Source organism: Atlantibacter subterraneus, from assembly GCF_007570865.1.
GTDB classification, from domain to species: Bacteria; Pseudomonadota; Gammaproteobacteria; order Enterobacterales; family Enterobacteriaceae; genus Atlantibacter; species Atlantibacter subterraneus.
The window spans coordinates 287349-304407 of the sequence record NZ_VLPS01000003.1; the positions used below are offsets into that span (position 1 = coordinate 287349).

18 protein-coding genes are annotated in these 17059 nt (G+C 58.0%); 16 read left to right on the forward strand and 2 right to left on the reverse strand.

Features of this window, described 5'->3' with window-relative positions; translation table 11 throughout:
* Positions 1-120: 120 nt before the first annotated feature.
* Genes ccmA through mlaA form a run of 10 tightly spaced genes read left to right on the forward strand, consistent with a single transcriptional unit; the run spans position 121 to position 7808 of the window.
* Positions 121-738: a cytochrome c biogenesis heme-transporting ATPase CcmA gene (gene ccmA / locus FND52_RS07140; RefSeq protein ID WP_125291482.1), complete on the forward strand. Its 618-nt coding sequence runs from the start codon at positions 121-123 to the stop codon at positions 736-738.
* On the forward strand, positions 735-1394 hold the full coding sequence (ccmB, locus tag FND52_RS07145) for a heme exporter protein CcmB (RefSeq protein ID WP_125291483.1): 660 nt from the start codon (positions 735-737) through the stop codon (positions 1392-1394). Before ccmA ends, ccmB begins: the two co-directional genes overlap by 4 nt.
* A 46-nt stretch (positions 1395-1440) precedes the next feature.
* Entirely contained in the window at positions 1441-2181 is a 741-nt protein-coding gene (locus tag FND52_RS07150; protein WP_125291484.1) for a heme ABC transporter permease, read from the forward strand.
* Positions 2178-2396 (forward strand): heme exporter protein CcmD, encoded by a 219-nt coding sequence (gene ccmD / locus FND52_RS07155; RefSeq protein WP_125291485.1) that lies wholly within the window; start codon positions 2178-2180, stop codon positions 2394-2396. Before FND52_RS07150 ends, ccmD begins: the two co-directional genes overlap by 4 nt.
* Entirely contained in the window at positions 2393-2872 is a 480-nt protein-coding gene (gene ccmE, locus FND52_RS07160; RefSeq protein ID WP_125291486.1) for a cytochrome c maturation protein CcmE, read from the forward strand. Before ccmD ends, ccmE begins: the two co-directional genes overlap by 4 nt.
* The gene (locus tag FND52_RS07165) at positions 2869-4818 is read left to right on the forward strand and encodes a heme lyase CcmF/NrfE family subunit (protein WP_144130218.1); all 1950 of its coding nucleotides are present in this window, start codon (positions 2869-2871) and stop codon (positions 4816-4818) included. The genes ccmE and FND52_RS07165 overlap by 4 nt, the downstream gene beginning before the upstream one ends.
* Positions 4818-5378, forward strand: coding sequence for a thiol:disulfide interchange protein DsbE (gene dsbE, locus FND52_RS07170; protein WP_144130220.1), 561 nt, complete (start codon positions 4818-4820; stop codon positions 5376-5378). The genes FND52_RS07165 and dsbE overlap by 1 nt, the downstream gene beginning before the upstream one ends.
* A complete protein-coding gene (locus FND52_RS07175; RefSeq protein ID WP_125291489.1) occupies positions 5375-5833 on the forward strand; it encodes a cytochrome c-type biogenesis protein in 459 nt (152 codons plus the stop codon). The genes dsbE and FND52_RS07175 overlap by 4 nt, the downstream gene beginning before the upstream one ends.
* A complete protein-coding gene (ccmI, locus tag FND52_RS07180) occupies positions 5830-7026 on the forward strand; it encodes a c-type cytochrome biogenesis protein CcmI (RefSeq protein ID WP_144130222.1) in 1197 nt (398 codons plus the stop codon). The genes FND52_RS07175 and ccmI overlap by 4 nt, the downstream gene beginning before the upstream one ends.
* A gap of 29 nt (positions 7027-7055) precedes the next feature.
* Entirely contained in the window at positions 7056-7808 is a 753-nt protein-coding gene (gene mlaA, locus FND52_RS07185) for a phospholipid-binding lipoprotein MlaA (protein ID WP_125291491.1), read from the forward strand.
* Between the two features lie 69 nt (positions 7809-7877).
* Here mlaA and fadL read toward each other — a convergent pair whose 3' ends face one another.
* A complete protein-coding gene (fadL, locus tag FND52_RS07190; RefSeq protein ID WP_144130224.1) occupies positions 7878-9245 on the reverse strand; it encodes a long-chain fatty acid transporter FadL in 1368 nt (455 codons plus the stop codon).
* Positions 9246-9614: 369 nt separating this feature from the next.
* On the opposite strand from fadL, the gene FND52_RS07195 reads away from it, so the two are divergent.
* From FND52_RS07195 to sixA, 4 genes are all read left to right on the forward strand, one after another.
* Entirely contained in the window at positions 9615-9899 is a 285-nt protein-coding gene (locus FND52_RS07195; RefSeq protein WP_125291493.1) for a YfcZ/YiiS family protein, read from the forward strand.
* A gap of 166 nt (positions 9900-10065) precedes the next feature.
* Positions 10066-11376: an acetyl-CoA C-acyltransferase FadI gene (fadI, locus tag FND52_RS07200; protein ID WP_144130226.1), complete on the forward strand. Its 1311-nt coding sequence runs from the start codon at positions 10066-10068 to the stop codon at positions 11374-11376.
* Positions 11376-13538 carry a fatty acid oxidation complex subunit alpha FadJ gene (gene fadJ, locus FND52_RS07205; protein ID WP_144130228.1) on the forward strand — a complete coding sequence of 721 codons (2163 nt, stop codon included), beginning with the start codon at positions 11376-11378 and terminating at the stop codon, positions 13536-13538. Before fadI ends, fadJ begins: the two co-directional genes overlap by 1 nt.
* A gap of 191 nt (positions 13539-13729) precedes the next feature.
* Positions 13730-14224, forward strand: coding sequence for a phosphohistidine phosphatase SixA (gene sixA, locus FND52_RS07210; RefSeq protein ID WP_125291496.1), 495 nt, complete (start codon positions 13730-13732; stop codon positions 14222-14224).
* Between the two features lie 35 nt (positions 14225-14259).
* Here the strand turns inward: sixA and smrB are convergent, their stop codons facing one another.
* The gene (gene smrB / locus FND52_RS07215; protein WP_125291497.1) at positions 14260-14811 is read right to left on the reverse strand and encodes an endonuclease SmrB; all 552 of its coding nucleotides are present in this window, start codon (positions 14809-14811) and stop codon (positions 14260-14262) included.
* Positions 14812-14974: 163 nt separating this feature from the next.
* Between smrB and prmB the strand changes: the two genes are divergently transcribed.
* On the forward strand, positions 14975-15907 hold the full coding sequence (prmB, locus tag FND52_RS07220; RefSeq protein ID WP_125291498.1) for a 50S ribosomal protein L3 N(5)-glutamine methyltransferase: 933 nt from the start codon (positions 14975-14977) through the stop codon (positions 15905-15907).
* 61 nt (positions 15908-15968) lie between these two features.
* The gene (gene aroC, locus FND52_RS07225; RefSeq protein WP_144130230.1) at positions 15969-17054 is read left to right on the forward strand and encodes a chorismate synthase; all 1086 of its coding nucleotides are present in this window, start codon (positions 15969-15971) and stop codon (positions 17052-17054) included.
* Positions 17055-17059 lie beyond the last annotated feature (5 nt).

A 17059-nucleotide genomic window follows, 5' to 3' on the forward strand; every position in this document is an offset into this window, starting at 1 on the left:
GTCTTTTTGATCTGGCAGGTATCATTACTCCTTTTGGGGTAGCATTTATGCCGCCTGGCATTTAAGGCCTGCAATCACTCTGTGTTATGATTCCTTGCCATTTCAGAAGGAGCTGTCTGGATGCTCGACGTCCTCAATCTCTCATGTATTCGTGATGAACGCGTTTTGTTTCGCGGGCTGTCATTTTCCCTGAATCCGGGTGAAATATTCCAAATCGCTGGCGTCAACGGCGCGGGGAAAACTTCGCTGTTACGCATACTTAGTGGCCTCGCAACGCCAGAAGAGGGTGAGGTGAAATGGCAGGGCGAATTAATCAAACGGGCGCGCGACAGCTTCCATCAACAGCTGCTGTGGTTAGGGCATCAGCCGGGTATCAAGGCGGTGCTGACCGCGGATGAAAACCTGCGCTTTTTCCATGCGGATTCGGCAATGAAAGCCCGCTGGGATGCCCTCGCGGCCATCGGCCTGCTGGGCTATGAGGACGTTGCGGTCGGCCAGCTTTCCGCCGGGCAACAGCGCCGTGTCGCGCTGGCGCGACTGTGGCTGAGCGCCGCAAAACTGTGGATTCTGGATGAGCCTTTTACCGCGCTGGATCCGGCGGGTATCGAAAAGCTGACCTGCCGTCTCGAAGCCCATGCCGCACAGGGCGGCAGCGTGTTGCTGACCACCCATCAGCCGCTGCGTCCGGTAAGCTGCGCCTTTCGCAAGCTGACGCTGCCGCAAGGGGTGGTGTCATGATGTGGCAAGTATTCACCCGAGAAATACATCTGGCCCTGCGCAAAGGCGCGGAGATCGTCAACCCGCTGTGGTTTTTCCTGATCGTTATCACGCTATTCCCGCTGGGTATTGGCCCTGAGCCGCAGCTGCTGGCGCGTATTGCCCCCGGCGTGGTGTGGGTAGCGGCGCTGCTGGCCGCGCTGTTGGGCATGGAACGTCTGTTCCGCGACGACTGGCAGGACGGCTCCCTCGAACAATTAATGCTGCTGCCGCTGCCTTTGCCCGCCGTGGTGTTAGCGAAAGTGACCGCTCACTGGGTGGTTACCGGCCTGCCGCTGATCGTGCTGTCTCCGCTGGCGGCGATGCTGTTAGGGCTCGACGTGCATACCTGGTGGGTAATGGCCCTGACGTTGATGTTGGGTACGCCGACCCTGAGTTTTCTCGGCGCGGTGGGCGTTGGCCTGACCGTGGGATTACGTCGCGGCGGCGTGCTGCTGAGCCTGCTGGTGCTGCCGCTCACTATTCCGCTGTTAATTTTCGCTACGGCGGCGATGGACGCCGCCTCAATGGCGTTACCGGTTGAAGGATACATGGCGATTCTGGGCGCGTTCCTGGCGGCGAGCGCCACGCTGTGCCCGTTTGCCACCGCAGCGGCGCTGCGGATCAGTATTCAATAATTGCCCGCAAAAGTGGGCGCTAACTTAGCTTTGTGAGCCAATAACTATGTGGAAATTCTTGCATCAGCTTGCGAAACCAGAGCGACTTTACCACCTCTGCGGGCGTCTGGTTCCTCTGTTTGCCGTCATCAGCATCGTGATGCTGTTAGTCGGTGTGATTTGGGGATTTGTCTGGGCACCGGCGGATTATCAGCAGGGGCAAAGTTATCGCATCATGTACATCCACGTCCCGGCGGCCATCTGGTCGATGGGGATTTACGCCTGGATGGCGATTGCTGCGTTTATTGGTCTGGTGTGGCAAATCAAAATGTCCGATCTGGCGGTGGCGGCCATGGCTCCGGTGGGGGCGGTGTACACCTTTATCGCGCTGGTGACCGGTTCCGCCTGGGGCAAGCCAATGTGGGGCACCTGGTGGATTTGGGACGCTCGCCTAACCTCGGAGCTGGTGCTGCTGTTCCTGTACGTTGGGGTGATCGCGCTGTATAACGCCTTCGACGACCGCCGCCTCGCCGGGCGCGCCGCAGGGATCCTGGTGCTGGTGGGCGTGGTTAACCTGCCGATTATTCACTTCTCGGTGGAGTGGTGGAACACCCTGCATCAGGGCTCGACCAACATGCAAAAATCCATCGATCCGTCGATGCGTATTCCGCTGCGCTGGTCCATCTTCGGGTTCCTCGGACTGTTCGTGACCCTGACCTTAATGCGCCTGCGCACCCTGATCCTGATGCAGGATCGCCGTCGTCCCTGGGTTGAAGAGATTGCTAATAAAGGAAGGAGCCTGTCATGAACGTCGCCTTTGGTAGCCTGAGTGAATTTTTCGCCATGGGCGGTTATGCCTTCTATGTCTGGCTGGCCGTGGCTTTTACCTTTATTCCGCTGGCGTTGCTGGTGGCCCATACCCTGTGGCAGCGCAAAGCGCTGCTGGCGGACGTTCGCCGTCAGCAGGGACGGGAGCGCCGGATTAAAAATGCCCAACATCCCACACAGGAGGTGACCGGATGAATCCGCGTCGTAAAAATCGACTCTGGCTGGCTGTGATGGTGTTAATGGGGATTGGCATCACGATTACGCTCACGCTGTATGCGCTGCGCGCCAATATCGACTTGTTCTATACGCCGGGCGAAATCATCAACGGCAAAAACGAAACCCAGATCAAGCCGGAGCCGGGCCAGCGTTTGCGCGTCGGCGGCATGGTGATGCCGGGCAGCGTCAAGCGCGATAACCAGACCCTGAAAGTGAGCTTTAAGATCTATGACGCCCGCGGGGTGGTGGATGTCAGCTACGAGGGCATTCTGCCGGATCTGTTCCGCGAGGGGCAGGGCGTGGTAGCGCAGGGGGTACTGGAACCGGGCAATCTGATTGTCGCCAAAGAAGTGCTGGCGAAACACGACGAAAACTACACCCCGCCGGAAGTCAAAGCGGCAATGGAAGAAAACCATCACCGTCCGGCAGAAGCCTATAAGGATAACCGCTCATGATGCCGGAATTGGGTAATTTCCTGCTGTGCCTGGGGTTGGGGATTTCATTACTGCTTAGCGTTTATCCGCAATGGGGCGCGGTGCGTCAGGACGCGCGGCTGATGGCGCTGGGGCGTCCGCTCTCATGGGCGCTGTTTTTAAGCGTTTTCGCAGCATTTTTAATTCTGGTTTACGCCTTTGTGGTGAACGACTTCACCATTATGTATGTCGCCAGCAACTCCAACGCCGAGTTGCCGGTGTGGTATCGCGTTGCCGCGACCTGGGGCGCGCACGAAGGCTCGCTGCTGCTGTGGGTGCTGCTGATGAGCGCCTGGACCTTCGCGGTGGCGGTGCTGAGCCGCGGGATGCCGCTGGATTCCGTGGCGCGGGTGCTTTCCGTGATGGGCATGGTTAACTTCGGCTTCCTGCTGTTTATCCTGCTAACCTCCGACCCGTTTACCCGCACCCTGCCGGAATACCCGATTGACGGGCGCGATCTTAATCCGCTGTTGCAGGACGTCGGGCTGATTTTCCACCCGCCGCTGCTGTATATGGGCTATGTGGGCTTCTCGGTTGCCTTTGCGTTTGCTATCGCGTCGCTGATGGCGGGGCGTCTGGATACCGCCTGGGCGCGCTGGTCGCGTCCGTGGACCCAGGCCGCGTGGATTTTCCTGACTCTCGGCATCGTGCTGGGTTCCGCCTGGGCCTATTACGAGCTGGGCTGGGGTGGCTGGTGGTTCTGGGACCCGGTAGAAAACGCCTCTCTGATGCCGTGGCTGGCGGGCACCGCGCTGATGCACTCCCTGGCGGTAACCGAAAAACGCGGCAGCTTTAAGGCATGGACGGTACTGCTGGCGATCGCCGCATTCTCTCTTTGCCTGCTGGGCACCTTCCTGGTGCGCTCCGGGGTGCTGGTCTCGGTGCATTCGTTCGCATCGGACCCGGCGCGCGGCATGTTTATCCTCGCCCTGCTGGTGATTGCCATCGGCGGCTCGCTGCTGCTGTATGCGGTAAAAGGCAACAAAGTGCGCGCCAGGGTGAAAAACGATCTCTGGTCGCGAGAAACCTTCCTGCTCGGCAACAACATTCTGCTGATGGCCGCCATGCTGGTGGTGCTGCTCGGTACGCTGCTGCCGCTGGTGCATAAACAGCTGGGTCTTGGCAGCATCTCTATCGGCGAGCCGTTCTTCAATATGATGTTCACCGCCATGATGGTGCCGTTCGCTCTGCTGCTGGGCATCGGGCCGCTGGTGCGCTGGCGTCGCGATGAGCCGGGCAAAGTGCTCAAGCGCCTGGGCATTGCGCTGGTGATTACCCTTGCGGGCGCGCTGCTGCTGCCGTGGCTGATGCAGGACCGCATTGAAGCCATGACGGTAGTCGGGCTGATGATGGCGATTTGGGTGTTTGTGCTGGCGCTGATGGAACTGCACGAGCGTGCGACTCACCGTCATTCGTTCCTGAAAGGGTTGACCCGACTCTCCCGCAGCCAGTGGGGTATGGTGCTGGGCCACGTTGGTCTGGCGGTAACGGTAGTGGGCATCGCTTTTAGCCAGAGCTACAGCGTGGAGCGCGACGTGCGCATGAAGGCGGGCGATCGCGTCGATATCCACCAGTACCAGTTTATTTTCAAAGAAGTGCGTGAGGTCAGCGGGCCGAACTGGCGCGGCGGCGTGGGCGTGATTGACGTCCTGCGCAACGGCAAGCCGGAAGCCACTCTCCATGCCGAGAAGCGCTTCTATAACAGCAATATGATGATGATGACCGAAGCGGCCATCGACGGCGGCGTTACCCGCGACCTGTACGCGGCGCTGGGCGAAGAGCTGGACGACGGCAGCTGGGCGGTGCGGCTTTATTACAAACCCTTTGTTCGCTGGATTTGGTACGGCGGGGCATTAATGGCGCTGGGCGGCTTGCTGAGTATGCTCGATCCTCGCTATCGCCTGCGTAAAGCATTGCAGGAGGCATAATGAAACGTAATGTGTTGTTTATTCCATTAATCCTTTTTTTACTGCTGGCCGCCGCGCTGCTGTGGCAACTGGTGCGCAACGCCAACGGTGATGATCCCACCACTCTGGAATCGGCGCTTATCGGTAAGCCGGTGCCGGTGTTTAAGCTCGAATCGCTGGATGAGCCGGGCAAAACCTATGACCAGGCGGCGCTGACCAACGGTAAACCGGTATTGCTGAACGTCTGGGCGACCTGGTGCCCCACCTGCCGCGCCGAACATCAGTACCTGAACCGCCTGTCCGCACAGGGCGTGCGGGTCGTGGGCATGAACTATAAAGACGATCGCCAGAAGGCTATCACCTGGCTGAATGAACTGGGCAATCCCTACGCCATGAGCCTGTTTGACGGCAACGGCATGCTGGGCCTCGACCTGGGCGTGTACGGCGCGCCGGAAACTTTCCTGATCGACGGCAAGGGCATTATCCGCTACCGCCACGCCGGGGATCTCAACGAGCAAGTCTGGCAGAGCGAAATCAAGCCGCTGTGGGACAAATACAGTAATCAGGGGGCGGGAGCATGACCCGTATTCTGACGCTGCTCGCCGCGCTGCTGCTGTCGTTTTCGGTGTTTGCCGCCATCGACACTTATCAGTTTAAAGATGAAGCCCAGGAGCAGCAGTTCCGCGAGCTGACGGCGCAGCTGCGCTGCCCGAAATGCCAGAACAACAGCATTGCCGATTCCAACGCCATGATCGCCTCGGATATGCGCCAGAAGGTGTACGAGCTCCAGCAGCAGGGCCAGACCCAGCAGCAGATCATCGACTATATGGTGGCGCGCTACGGTAACTTCGTGACCTACGAACCGCCGATCACGCCGGGCACGATTGTGCTGTGGCTGCTGCCGGCGCTGTTTATCCTCGGCGGGATTATCGTGGTGGTGCGCCGTGCCAGGAGAGGGCAGCAGGCTGCCGCCCAACCGCTAAACGATCTGGAACAGCAACGCCTGAAGCAGTTGCTAAGCGAGAAGAAAAAATGACGTTAACGCTGCTGATTAGCGCCATAGTGGCGTTGCTGATTATCACCGCTGGCCTGTTATTTGTTCCCTGGTCCGGCAATCGCAGCGTCTCGCGCGATGTGCTGAACCGGGCGTTTTACCAGTCCCGGCTGCGCGAGCTGGAGCGCGAAAACAGTGCCGAGCGCGAGGAGATGGTGGCTGAACTTCAGCACAATCTGCTCGATGATATTCCTCAGCACAGCGAAAGCGCACAGAAACCGCTGAGCCGCTGGGTGCTGGCCCCCGGCGTGGCGGCGCTGGTGATTGTCAGCGTCGGCGTGTTCTGGAAAACCGTCGATCTGAAAAAAGTGCTCGAATGGCAGGAAGTCACTCGCCAGACGCCGGAATTGTTGAATCGCGTAATGGACCCGAACGCGCCCGCGCTGACCATGGAAGAGATGGCGCGCCTGGGCCTGGGGCTGCGCACCCGGTTGCAGGATGAGCCGAATAATATTGAAGGCTGGATGATGCTGGGCCGTATCGGCATGGCGCTGAATAACGCCACCACGGCTACCGATGCGTTTGAACACGCATGGAAGCTGGCCCCGGACAACATTGACGCCAAACTCGACTATGCTGAAGTATTGATTCGTTCATCCGATCAGAATGACAACCAGCTGGGCGATAAATTACTGCGTGAAGCGGTGGCGGCGTCGCATACCAATATTCGCGCCCTGAGCCTGCTGGCGTTCAGTTCCTTTGAGCAACAGCGCTTTGGCGATGCGGTAGCGGCGTGGCAGATGATGCTGCGCGTCTTGCCGCAAAACGATAAGCGCCGGGCGGTGATTGAGCGTAGTATCGCTCAGGCGGAAGCCCAGACCAGCGTAGACAATGCGCCGCTGGCTGTTAAAATCACGCTTTCGCCGGAAGCTCAGCAGAGCATGGCTGCCAACGGCACCGTCTTTGTTACCGTAGTAGGTGAATCCTCGCCGGTTCCCGTGGCGGTGAAAAAGTTGCCGGTTGGTCAGTTTCCGATGACACTCAATATAGATGACTCAAATACCATGATGCCGGGAGGTTCACTCTCTTCACTGCATCAGGGGTGGATTAAAGTGCATATCTCACAGGATGGCACGCCTGCTGTGCAGTCAGGGGACTGGGTTGGTCAAAGCGCGCTAATTAAATTTGACCCTGCCCATCCGACGGAGGTGACGATTTCATCCCGTCAGCCCTGACAGCAGATATCAATAACAGGGAGACAGAGATGAATTTTCGCCTGACCGGCATTGCGCTGGCGACAACCTTACTGATGGGGTGCGCCAGCTCTGGGGAACAACAGGGTCGTTCGGATCCGTTTGAAGGCTTCAACCGGTCCATGTACAACTTCAACTTTAACGTACTGGATCCTTATGTTGTTCGTCCGGTCGCCGTGGTCTGGCGGGATTATGTGCCGCAACCGGCGCGTAATGGGATCAGCAATTTCACCAGCAACCTTGAAGAACCCGCCATTATGGTTAACTACTTTCTTCAGGGCGACCCCTACCAGGGGATGGTGCACTTCACGCGCTTTTTCCTGAATACTCTGCTGGGGATGGGCGGCTTTATTGACGTCGCGGGTTTATCGAACCCGAAACTGCAGCGCGTGGAGCCGCATCGTTTCGGCAGCACGCTGGGCCACTATGGCGTTGGATATGGTCCATACCTGCAACTGCCGTTCTATGGCAGCTTTACGCTGCGTCAGGAAGGCGGCGATGCGGTGGATACCCTTTATCCGGCGCTTTCCTGGCTGACCTGGCCGATGTCCATCGGCAAGTGGGCGATTGAAGGCGTTGAAACCCGCGCGCAGCTGCTCGATTCCGATGGCCTGCTGCGCCAGTCTTCCGACCCGTATATCCTGGTGCGCGAAGCCTACTTCCAGCGTAACGATTTTATTGCCAACGGCGGCCAGCTGAAGCCGGAAGAAAACCCGAACGCCCAGGCGATTCAGGATGATTTGAAAGAGATCGACTCAGAATAACGCCGCTGAAAAGCGGCAATAAAAAAGGTGAGCCATCGTGGCTCACCTTTTTGCGTTTTAAAGGGAGAATTAGAACGCGTAGTTGAAGTTTGCGCCGTACAGCCAGGCTTTACCTTCGGATTTAAAGGTATACGGGCCTTCGGTAAATTCAACGTGCTGACCGTGCATATAGGATACGCCGACGTCCACGGACGCGTCTTTGTTAAACGCGTAAGTTGCGCCAGTGCTCAGCCACAGACGGTCCTGATCCGGGATTGAGATGGAACGGCGATCGGCAGGAACCGGGCTGTCATCGAAGGCGATACCGGCACGCAGCGTCCAGTTGTCATCCATAAAGTAGGTGGTCCCTAACGCGATGCGGTAAGAATCACGGAAGCTTTCATCTTTATAGAACAGAGTCTGGCCATCTTTATTGGTGGCTTTCAGCTCCTGGAACTGGCTCCAGCTGGTGTAGGCCAGGCTGTAGTGAATCGCCCACTGCGGTGCCACTTTGTTATAACCAGACAGTTCCCACATTTCTGGCAGGTTCAGCGTCAGGTCGCCGCCGATGGTGCGGCCGCCAGTGCCGTAAGGCAGGCCCTGGCTGGAAAGTGCGGCATTGATGGCCGGGTTGTTGCTCAAATCACTTTTGTAATCGCCTTCGAAATCGATTTTAACTTCTGAGCGATAGGTCAATGAGTAACGGTTATTTTCGTCAACTTCATACATGATACCGGCGTTCCAGCCATAGCCCCACTCGTCGCCTTTCAGGCGCGCAATTTGGGTATCGCTGTCCAGCGAGTTCGCATAGCCTGCCAGTGCGCGAAGCTGTGCGCCCTGCGGCGTATTGCTGGTGAAAGCCGGGTTACGGCTGAGCTGAGCGGCGGTCAACTGGCCGAGGTCACCCGCGTAACGCTCCAGTTTGGCTTTTGCATAAACAGCGTTAAAGCCCAGACCAAAGCTGAAGTTATTGTTCAGGCGATAAGCGCCGCTCAGGTTGAGGTTGAGGGTTTCCAGGTCGGTTTTACCGCCCATAGAGCCCGCTGCATACGTATCGTTAAATTCGGTTGCCAGACCATAGTTGGAGGTCACGGATGCGCCCCAACCAAATTGTTCGTTAATCGGCGCAACGAAATGCAGGTTTGGCACCCACGCGGTTGGCGCGATGTTGTCGGAATCCAGGCTGCGGCCTGAAGGCGAACGGCCGGACACATTCACATCCGGGTCAACAAAAATGGCACCACCGGAGAACGTCGGGCGATCGAACATCATGATCGCGGCCGGGTTACGGCTGGCGGAACCGGCGTTATCGGCGATAGCGCCTTCCCCTGAATAGGCACGGCCAAGGCCAGAGGAAGAAAACTCGTTTAATTGAAAACCTGCGGACCAGGCTTGAGAAGAGACGATTGCCACTGCGACTGCGAGAAGAGACTTGGTAAACAGGGTTTTCTGGCTCATGACCATAACCTCATCCATTTATTTTTATTTAAATAATGTTACTTACCGTAACAGGAGCGCGAAGTGTAGGGTCTGAGTTACGGCTTACAAATCAGACCAGTGGCGAGAGTATAGGTCCGACCAGAGCGAATGTTGCAAGTATGTTTAATGAAAATTTCCAAATTGATCATCGAAACGAGATCGCCGTGGCAAATTTGGGGCCGGTGTCTCTCGGCGAACAGGGTGATTTTTGTTTCAGATCATTTTTATCGCTGATTTCTAAATCTGTCAGGATTTGTCGAAAATCTCGGGTGGAGCACGTTCCAATCGGGGCGTAAAATAGCGTTATTGCTAACTGCACCCCAGGTGCGATGTACAGAGGAAATCACAATGAGTAAATGCAGTGCTGATGAAACCCCGGTTTGCTGCTGTATTGATGTTGGGACCATTATGGACAACACCGACTGCACCGCGTCCTACAGCCGCGTTTTCCCGGACCGCGCCCAGGCCGAAGAAACCCTGGCTGCCCTGAGCGCCAAAGCCCGCGAAGTAGAATCCGAGCCGTGCCAGATCAACGCTAACTTCACTGAAGAAAGCGATGGCGTGCGGCTGGATATCGATTTCGTTTTTGCCTGCCAGGCCGAAACCATGATTTTCCAGCTGGGTCTGCGTTAATCCATGCGACGCCTTCCCGTTCCGGGGAGGCGTCATCTGCGCGTAAATTCGTGTAACTCTTCGCACTTTTTCATTTCCCCGGTTGGCTAATTGTAAAAATTTGGTTAAGACTATCGTCAGGTCCGACCACTTTTTCGTTGTGAGTCCATTTTTACAGGGGAGTGTTATGAGTCAGGCGTTACCGCGTCTTGCCCGTCCGGGCGATCGTATTGCCATCATCAGCGGGTTACGAACCCCATTCGCGCGCCAGGCGACCGCTTTTCACGGCATTCCGGCGGTCGATCTCGGCAAAATGGTGGTCAGTGAACTGCTGGCACGCAGCGAAATCCCACCCGAGGTGATTGAGCAACTGGTGTTTGGCCAGGTGGTGCAAATGCCGGAAGCGCCAAACATCGCGCGCGAAATCGTGCTCGGCACCGGCATGAATGTGCACACCGACGCTTACAGCGTTAGCCGCGCCTGCGCCACCAGCTTCCAGGCGGTCGCCAACGTAGCAGAAAGCCTGATGGCCGGGACAATCCGCGCCGGTATCGCGGGCGGGGCGGATTCCTCATCTGTACTGCCGATTGGCGTCAGCAAAAAGCTGGCTCGCGTACTGGTGGATGTCAACAAAGCCCGTACCACCGGGCAGCGCCTGAAGCTTTTCTCGCGTCTGCGCCTGCGCGATTTAATGCCCGTGCCGCCTGCCGTGGCGGAATACTCCACCGGTTTACGCATGGGCGATACCGCCGAGCAGATGGCGAAAACCCACGCTATCACCCGTGAACAGCAGGATGCGCTGGCGCACCGCTCCCACGTGCGGGCCGCACAGGCCTGGCAGGAGGGCAAATTCGCGGATGAAGTGATGACCGCCTTCGTCCCGCCCTATCGCGAGCCGTTCAGCGAAGACAACAATATTCGTAAAAACAGTTCTCAGGCTGATTATGCCAAACTGCGTCCGGCCTTTGACCGCAAACACGGCACCGTAACGGCGGCAAACAGCACGCCGCTTACCGACGGTGCCGCCGCGCTGATCATGATGACCGAGTCGCGTGCCAAAGAGCTGGGTCTGACGCCGCTCGGCTATCTGCGCAGCTACGCTTTTACCGCTATCGACGTCTGGCAGGACATGCTGCTGGGGCCAGCCTGGGCCACCCCGCTGGCGCTGGATCGCGCCGGGATTACCCTCGCGGATTTGACCCTGTTTGATATGCATGAAGCCTTCGCCGCCCAGACGCTGGCCAACCTGAAAATGCTCTCCAGCGAGCGGTTTGCCCGCGACGTGCTGGGCCGCGCCCACGCCACCGGCGAAGTGGATGACGCCATCTTTAACGTGTTGGGCGGCTCAATCGCCTACGGTCATCCGTTTGCCGCAACCGGCGCGCGGATGATCGTCCAGACCCTGAATGAACTGCGTCGTCGCGGCGGCGGATTCGGTCTGGTAACGGCCTGCGCGGCAGGCGGGTTAGGGGCGGCAATGGTACTGGAGGCAGAATAATGGAAGGGCAATCCGCATTTCACATGCACGTTCGTCTGGATAACATCGCCATCGTGACCATCGATGTACCCAACGAAAAAATGAACACCCTGAAGGCCGAGTTTGGCGGCGAAGTGCGCGCCATCCTTAAACAAATTCATGAAAACAAGCAGTTGCAGGGCGTGGTGTTTATCTCCGGTAAACCGGACAATTTCATCGCGGGCGCGGATATTAATATGATCGCCAGCTGCCAGACCGCGCAGCAGGCCGAAGCGCTGGCAAAACAGGGCCAGCAGATCATGGCCGATATTCATGCGCTTTCTATTCCGGTGGTGGCGGCGATCCACGGACCCTGCCTCGGCGGCGGTCTGGAACTGGCGCTGGCCTGCCATCGCCGGGTCTGTACTGATGACGGCAAAACGGTGCTTGGGCTGCCGGAAGTGCAGCTCGGGCTGTTGCCCGGCTCCGGCGGCACCCAACGCCTGCCGCGCCTGATTGGCGTCAGCACCGCGCTGGAAATGATGCTGGCGGGTAAACAGCTGCGCCCGCGTCAGGCGCTGAAAGTGGGGTTAGTGGATGACGTGGTGCCGCAGTCGATTCTGCTGGACGCGGCGGTGGAACTGGCGAAACAGGGCCGTCCCGCCTCACGCCGTCTGCCGGTGCGTGAACGTGTGCTGGCCGGGCCGTTGGGCCGCTGGATTCTGTTTCGCATGGTCACGAAGCAAACCCTGCAAAAAACCCACGGCAACTACCCGGCGGCGACGCGAATTATTGACGTGGTGCGCATCGGGCTGGAGCAGGGCAGCGCCAGCGGGTACGAAGCGGAAGCGCAAGCCTTTGGCGAACTCGCCATGACGCCGCAGTCCGCCGCGCTGCGTAATATTTTCTTTGCCAGCACCGAGCTGAAAAAGGATCAGGGCAGCGAGGTGCCGCCGAAACCGCTGCGCGCCGTGGGCATTCTCGGCGGCGGGCTGATGGGCGGCGGGATTGCCTGGGTCACTGCCACCAAAGGTAAACTGCCGGTACGTCTGAAAGACATCAACGATAAAGGCATTAACCACGCCCTGAAATACAGCTGGGATTTGCTGGATAAAAAAGTGCGCCGCCGCCATTTAAAAGCGGTCGAGCGCGACAGCCAGATGGCGCTGATTAGCGGCTCTACCGATTATCGCGGCTTCCATCAGCGGGATATCGTGGTGGAAGCGGTGTTTGAGGATTTGGATCTCAAGCGCCAGATGGTGGCTGAAGTCGAACAATACGCCGCGCCGGACACGATTTTTGCCTCCAACACCTCCTCGTTGCCGATTGGCGATATCGCGCAAAACGCCGCGCGCCCGGAACAGGTGGTCGGCCTGCACTATTTCAGCCCGGTCGACAAAATGCCGCTGGTCGAAGTTATCCCCCATGCGGGAACCAGTGCGCAAACCATTTCTACTACCGTGGCGCTGGCGAAAAAACAGGGTAAAACGCCGATCGTGGTGGCGGACTGCGCGGGCTTTTACGTTAACCGCATTCTCGCCCCGTATATCAATGAAGCCATGCGCTGCCTGCTTGAAGGTGAACCGATTGAGCACATTGACGACGCCCTGGTGAAGTTTGGCTTCCCGGTGGGGCCGATCCAACTTTTGGATGAGGTTGGAATAGACGTAGGCACTAAAATTATCCCTGTGCTGGAGCGGGCCTACGGAGCGCGTTTCAGCGCGCCGAATGATGCCGTTGCAGCAATATTGAAGGACGATCGCAAAGGCAGAAAAAATGGCCGTGGTTTCTATCTTTATCCGGCAAAAGGGCGTAAAAGCAAGAAGCAGGTCGACCCTGCGGTTTATACGCTTATTGGCGTCAAGCCCGAGCAAAAAATGGCGGCGGACGCGCTGGCGGAACGTTGCGTGATGATGATGCTGAACGAGGCGGCGCGGGCGCTGGATGAAGGCGTGGTGCGTTCGGTCAGAGACGGCGATATCGGCGCGGTATTCGGCATCGGTTTCCCGCCTTTCCTTGGCGGGCCGTTCCGCTATATGGACAGCCTCGGTGCGGCAGAGGTGGTTGCCCGGCTGCAACGTCTGGAAAGCCGTTACGGCGAGCGTTTTGCCCCCTGCGAGCGGCTGCTGGCAATGGCGCAAACTCAGCAAAAATTCTGGCAAAGTCAGGCGGACGTTGAGCCTGCAACGGTGACCGCTGATTAACCGGTTTTTACCGGCGCGTCGGGGGTTGGTTAAATTGTAAACGGCGATTGACTATACTTACGCCATTAAGGTAAAACACAGCGTTTCATTCGACGTCGGGATAAGGCACAATGCCCGACCGCGATGATCTCCCCACAGGCTTTGGGCCTGTTGGGGAACGTGGCGATTCTGGTTAACAAAAGCGGTGCACTATGCAAGTTTTCATTATGCGTCACGGTGACGCAGCTCTTGATGCCGCCAGTGATGCGGTTCGTCCCTTAACCCTCTGCGGGTGTGACGAATCCCGTCAAATGGCGACCTGGTTAAAAGGTCAAAAGGTGGACATCGAGCGTGTTCTTGTCAGCCCCTATCTGCGTGCCGGGCAGACGCTGGATGTCGTCCGGGAAGTGTTCACACTGCCGGAAAACGTCGATGTCCTGCCGGAGTTGACGCCCTGCGGCGATGTACGAATGGTCGGTGCCGACCTTCAGACGCTGGCGGACGAAGGCGTTAAATCGGTGCTGGTGATCTCTCACCTGCCGTTAGTTGGCTACCTGGTATCAGAACTTTGCCCGGAAGAAACGCCGCCAATGTTCTCAACCTCTGCCATCGCCAGCGTAACGCTGGATCCGCAAACCGATAAGGGCGTGTTTAACTGGCAGATGAGCCCCTGCAACCTGAAAATGGCGAAAGCCAGTAATGGGTAAACGTCAAAAAGCCGCGTAAAGCGGCTTTTTTGTTTCTAAGGCAGTTCCGGCGGCCTGAACTCTTCCACCTCAATCAGCACCAGCAAAGCGGCATCGCCGCCATACTCTTTCGACGCCTGATGAAAAGCCACGACGTGCGGATGCTGAGCCAGCCACAGCGGGGTTTGCTGCTTCAGAATATGTTTGCCGTGGCCGTGCATCACGCAGGCGCAAAAAACGTGTTCGCGGCGACAGGCGGCAATCAGCGCGCCTAACTCCTGCTTGGCCTGAAGCTGGGTCAGACCGTGTAAATCGAGAAACAGCTCAGGCGAGTAGTCGCCGCGGCGTAATTTCTTCAGCTCAAAATGGCTGGTGCCTTCGCGCACATAGCGCACCGGGCCTTCCGCCGCCAGCAGCGGCTGGAACTCATCGGAAAAATAGTGGCTGGCGTCCACCTGCTCCTGGATCAGGCGCTTAACCGGCACTTCATTCGCTTTTTTACGCTGCGGGCGGTGGACGATGGTGTCCTGCTTAATTTTACGGGTGCCGCGCATCAGTTCCCGGAACAGCGTCTGGTCCTCCTCGTTAAGCGAATTTTTCTTTTTCATTCTCTTCTCCGTCATTCTTATCGCAGGCAGTGTACCTGACTCCTTCCCCAGCGCTAAATAAAACGCGTTTTCACGCTGGCGGAGAAGGGTGAATGCTGATTTATCGCCACTATCGTGGCAAACTAGCCGCCGTGTTTAACGCGTCACGCGCGCTGGAGGAATAGTGGATAAAATTTTCGTCGATGAAGCAGTCAATGAACTGCATACCATTCAGGATATGCTGCGCTGGTCAGTCAGCCGTTTTAGCGCGGCGGGCATCTGGTATGGTCATGGCACCGATAACCCGTGGGATGAGGCGGTACAACTGGTGCTTCCATCGCTTTATCTGCCGCTGGACATTCCTGAAGATATGCGCACCGCGCGCTTAACCTCCAGCGAACGCCACCGCATTGTCGAGCGCGTGATCCGCCGGGTCAACGAGCGTATTCCGGTGGCTTACCTGACCAATAAAGCCTGGTTCTGCGGCCATGAATTTTACGTTGACGAGCGCGTGCTGGTGCCGCGTTCCCCGATTGGCGAACTGATCAACAACCGTTTCGCCGGGCTGTTCGACGGCCAGCCTGAACATATTCTGGATATGTGTACCGGCAGCGGCTGTATCGCCATCGCCTGCGCTTATGCCTTCCCGGAAGCCGAAGTCGATGCGGTGGATATCTCCGCCGATGCGCTGGCGGTGACCGAGCACAACATCGAAGAACACGGCCTGATCCACCACGTTACGCCAATCCGCTCCGACCTGTTCCGCGATCTGCCGAAAGTGCAGTACGACATTATCGTCACCAACCCGCCGTATGTGGACGAAGAAGATATGTCCGATCTGCCGAACGAGTACCGTCACGAGCCGGAGCTGGGGCTGGCGGCGGGCAGCGACGGCCTGAAACTGGCGCGCCGCATTCTGGCCTGCTCCCCGGACTACCTGTCCGACCAGGGGATTCTGATTTGTGAAGTGGGTAACAGCATGGTACATCTGATGGAGCAATATCCGGATGTGCCGTTCACCTGGCTGGAATTTGATAACGGCGGTGACGGCGTCTTCATGCTGACCAAAGCGCAGCTGATCGCGGCGCGCGAGCACTTCAGCATTTATAAAGATTAATCCAACGGGCTGCGGCCCGTTTCACATCGCTCAAAAACACAACAACGACAACGGAGCCGTGATGGCAGGAAACAGTATTGGACAATTCTTCCGTGTGACCACCTTCGGGGAGTCGCACGGCGTGGCGCTGGGTTGCATTGTCGATGGCGTACCGCCCGGCATCCCGCTGACCGAAGCCGATCTTCAGCACGATCTCGACCGCCGCCGTCCCGGCACCTCGCGCTACACCACCCAGCGCCGCGAGCCGGACCAGGTAAAAATTCTCTCCGGCGTGTTTGAGGGCGTCACCACCGGCACCAGTATTGGCCTGCTGATTGAAAACACCGATCAGCGCTCCCAGGATTACAGCGCCATCAAAGACGTGTTCCGTCCGGGGCACGCGGATTACACCTACGAACAAAAATACGGCCTGCGCGACTATCGCGGCGGCGGGCGTTCATCCGCCCGTGAAACCGCCATGCGCGTCGCGGCAGGCGCTATCGCTAAAAAATATCTGGCGCAGAAATTCGGCGTGGTGATTCGCGGCTGCCTGACCCAGATGGGTGACATTCCGCTGGAAATCAAAGACTGGGATCAGGTAGAGCAAAACCCGTTCTTCTGTCCGGACCCGGATAAAATCGAGGCGCTGGATGAGCTGATGCGCGCTCTGAAAAAAGAGGGCGATTCCATCGGCGCGAAAGTCACCGTGGTGGCCGACAGCGTGCCCGCCGGGCTTGGCGAGCCGGTATTTGACCGCCTGGACGCCGATATCGCCCACGCGCTGATGAGCATTAACGCCGTGAAGGGCGTGGAAATCGGCGACGGTTTCGGTGTGGTGCAACTGCGCGGCAGCCAGAACCGCGACGAAATCACCACCGCCGGTTTTCAGAGCAACCATGCGGGCGGCGTGCTGGGCGGCATCAGCAGCGGCCAGCAAATCGTGGCGCATATGGCGCTGAAACCCACCTCCAGCATTATGGTGCCGGGGCGCACGTTAAACCGTTTCGGCGAAGAAGTGGAAATGGTCACCCGTGGGCGTCACGATCCCTGCGTGGGGATCCGCGCCGTGCCGATCGCCGAAGCGATGCTGGCGATTGTCTTAATGGATCACCTGCTGCGTCAGCGCGCGCAAAACGCCGACGTCAGCACTACGCTCCCCCGTTGGTAAACAGT

Excerpts from the sequence above, each read along its gene's own strand:
- ccmE (WP_125291486.1), top strand. The coding sequence starts at position 2,393 with ATGAATCCGCGTCGTAAAAATCGACTCTGGCTGGCTGTGATGGTGTTA.
- ccmB (WP_125291483.1), top strand. The coding sequence starts at position 735 with ATGATGTGGCAAGTATTCACCCGAGAAATACATCTGGCCCTGCGCAAA.
- dsbE (WP_144130220.1), top strand. The coding sequence starts at position 4,818 with ATGAAACGTAATGTGTTGTTTATTCCATTAATCCTTTTTTTACTGCTG.
- FND52_RS07165 (WP_144130218.1), top strand. The coding sequence starts at position 2,869 with ATGATGCCGGAATTGGGTAATTTCCTGCTGTGCCTGGGGTTGGGGATT.
- FND52_RS07175 (WP_125291489.1), top strand. The coding sequence starts at position 5,375 with ATGACCCGTATTCTGACGCTGCTCGCCGCGCTGCTGCTGTCGTTTTCG.
- fadL (WP_144130224.1), bottom strand. The coding sequence starts at position 9,245 with ATGAGCCAGAAAACCCTGTTTACCAAGTCTCTTCTCGCAGTCGCAGTG.
- sixA (WP_125291496.1), top strand. The coding sequence starts at position 13,730 with ATGCAAGTTTTCATTATGCGTCACGGTGACGCAGCTCTTGATGCCGCC.
- aroC (WP_144130230.1), top strand. The coding sequence starts at position 15,969 with ATGGCAGGAAACAGTATTGGACAATTCTTCCGTGTGACCACCTTCGGG.
- FND52_RS07150 (WP_125291484.1), top strand. The coding sequence starts at position 1,441 with ATGTGGAAATTCTTGCATCAGCTTGCGAAACCAGAGCGACTTTACCAC.
- fadI (WP_144130226.1), top strand. The coding sequence starts at position 10,066 with ATGAGTCAGGCGTTACCGCGTCTTGCCCGTCCGGGCGATCGTATTGCC.
- ccmD (WP_125291485.1), top strand. The coding sequence starts at position 2,178 with ATGAACGTCGCCTTTGGTAGCCTGAGTGAATTTTTCGCCATGGGCGGT.
- FND52_RS07195 (WP_125291493.1), top strand. The coding sequence starts at position 9,615 with ATGAGTAAATGCAGTGCTGATGAAACCCCGGTTTGCTGCTGTATTGAT.
- ccmI (WP_144130222.1), top strand. The coding sequence starts at position 5,830 with ATGACGTTAACGCTGCTGATTAGCGCCATAGTGGCGTTGCTGATTATC.
- fadJ (WP_144130228.1), top strand. The coding sequence starts at position 11,376 with ATGGAAGGGCAATCCGCATTTCACATGCACGTTCGTCTGGATAACATC.
- smrB (WP_125291497.1), bottom strand. The coding sequence starts at position 14,811 with ATGAAAAAGAAAAATTCGCTTAACGAGGAGGACCAGACGCTGTTCCGG.
- ccmA (WP_125291482.1), top strand. The coding sequence starts at position 121 with ATGCTCGACGTCCTCAATCTCTCATGTATTCGTGATGAACGCGTTTTG.
- mlaA (WP_125291491.1), top strand. The coding sequence starts at position 7,056 with ATGAATTTTCGCCTGACCGGCATTGCGCTGGCGACAACCTTACTGATG.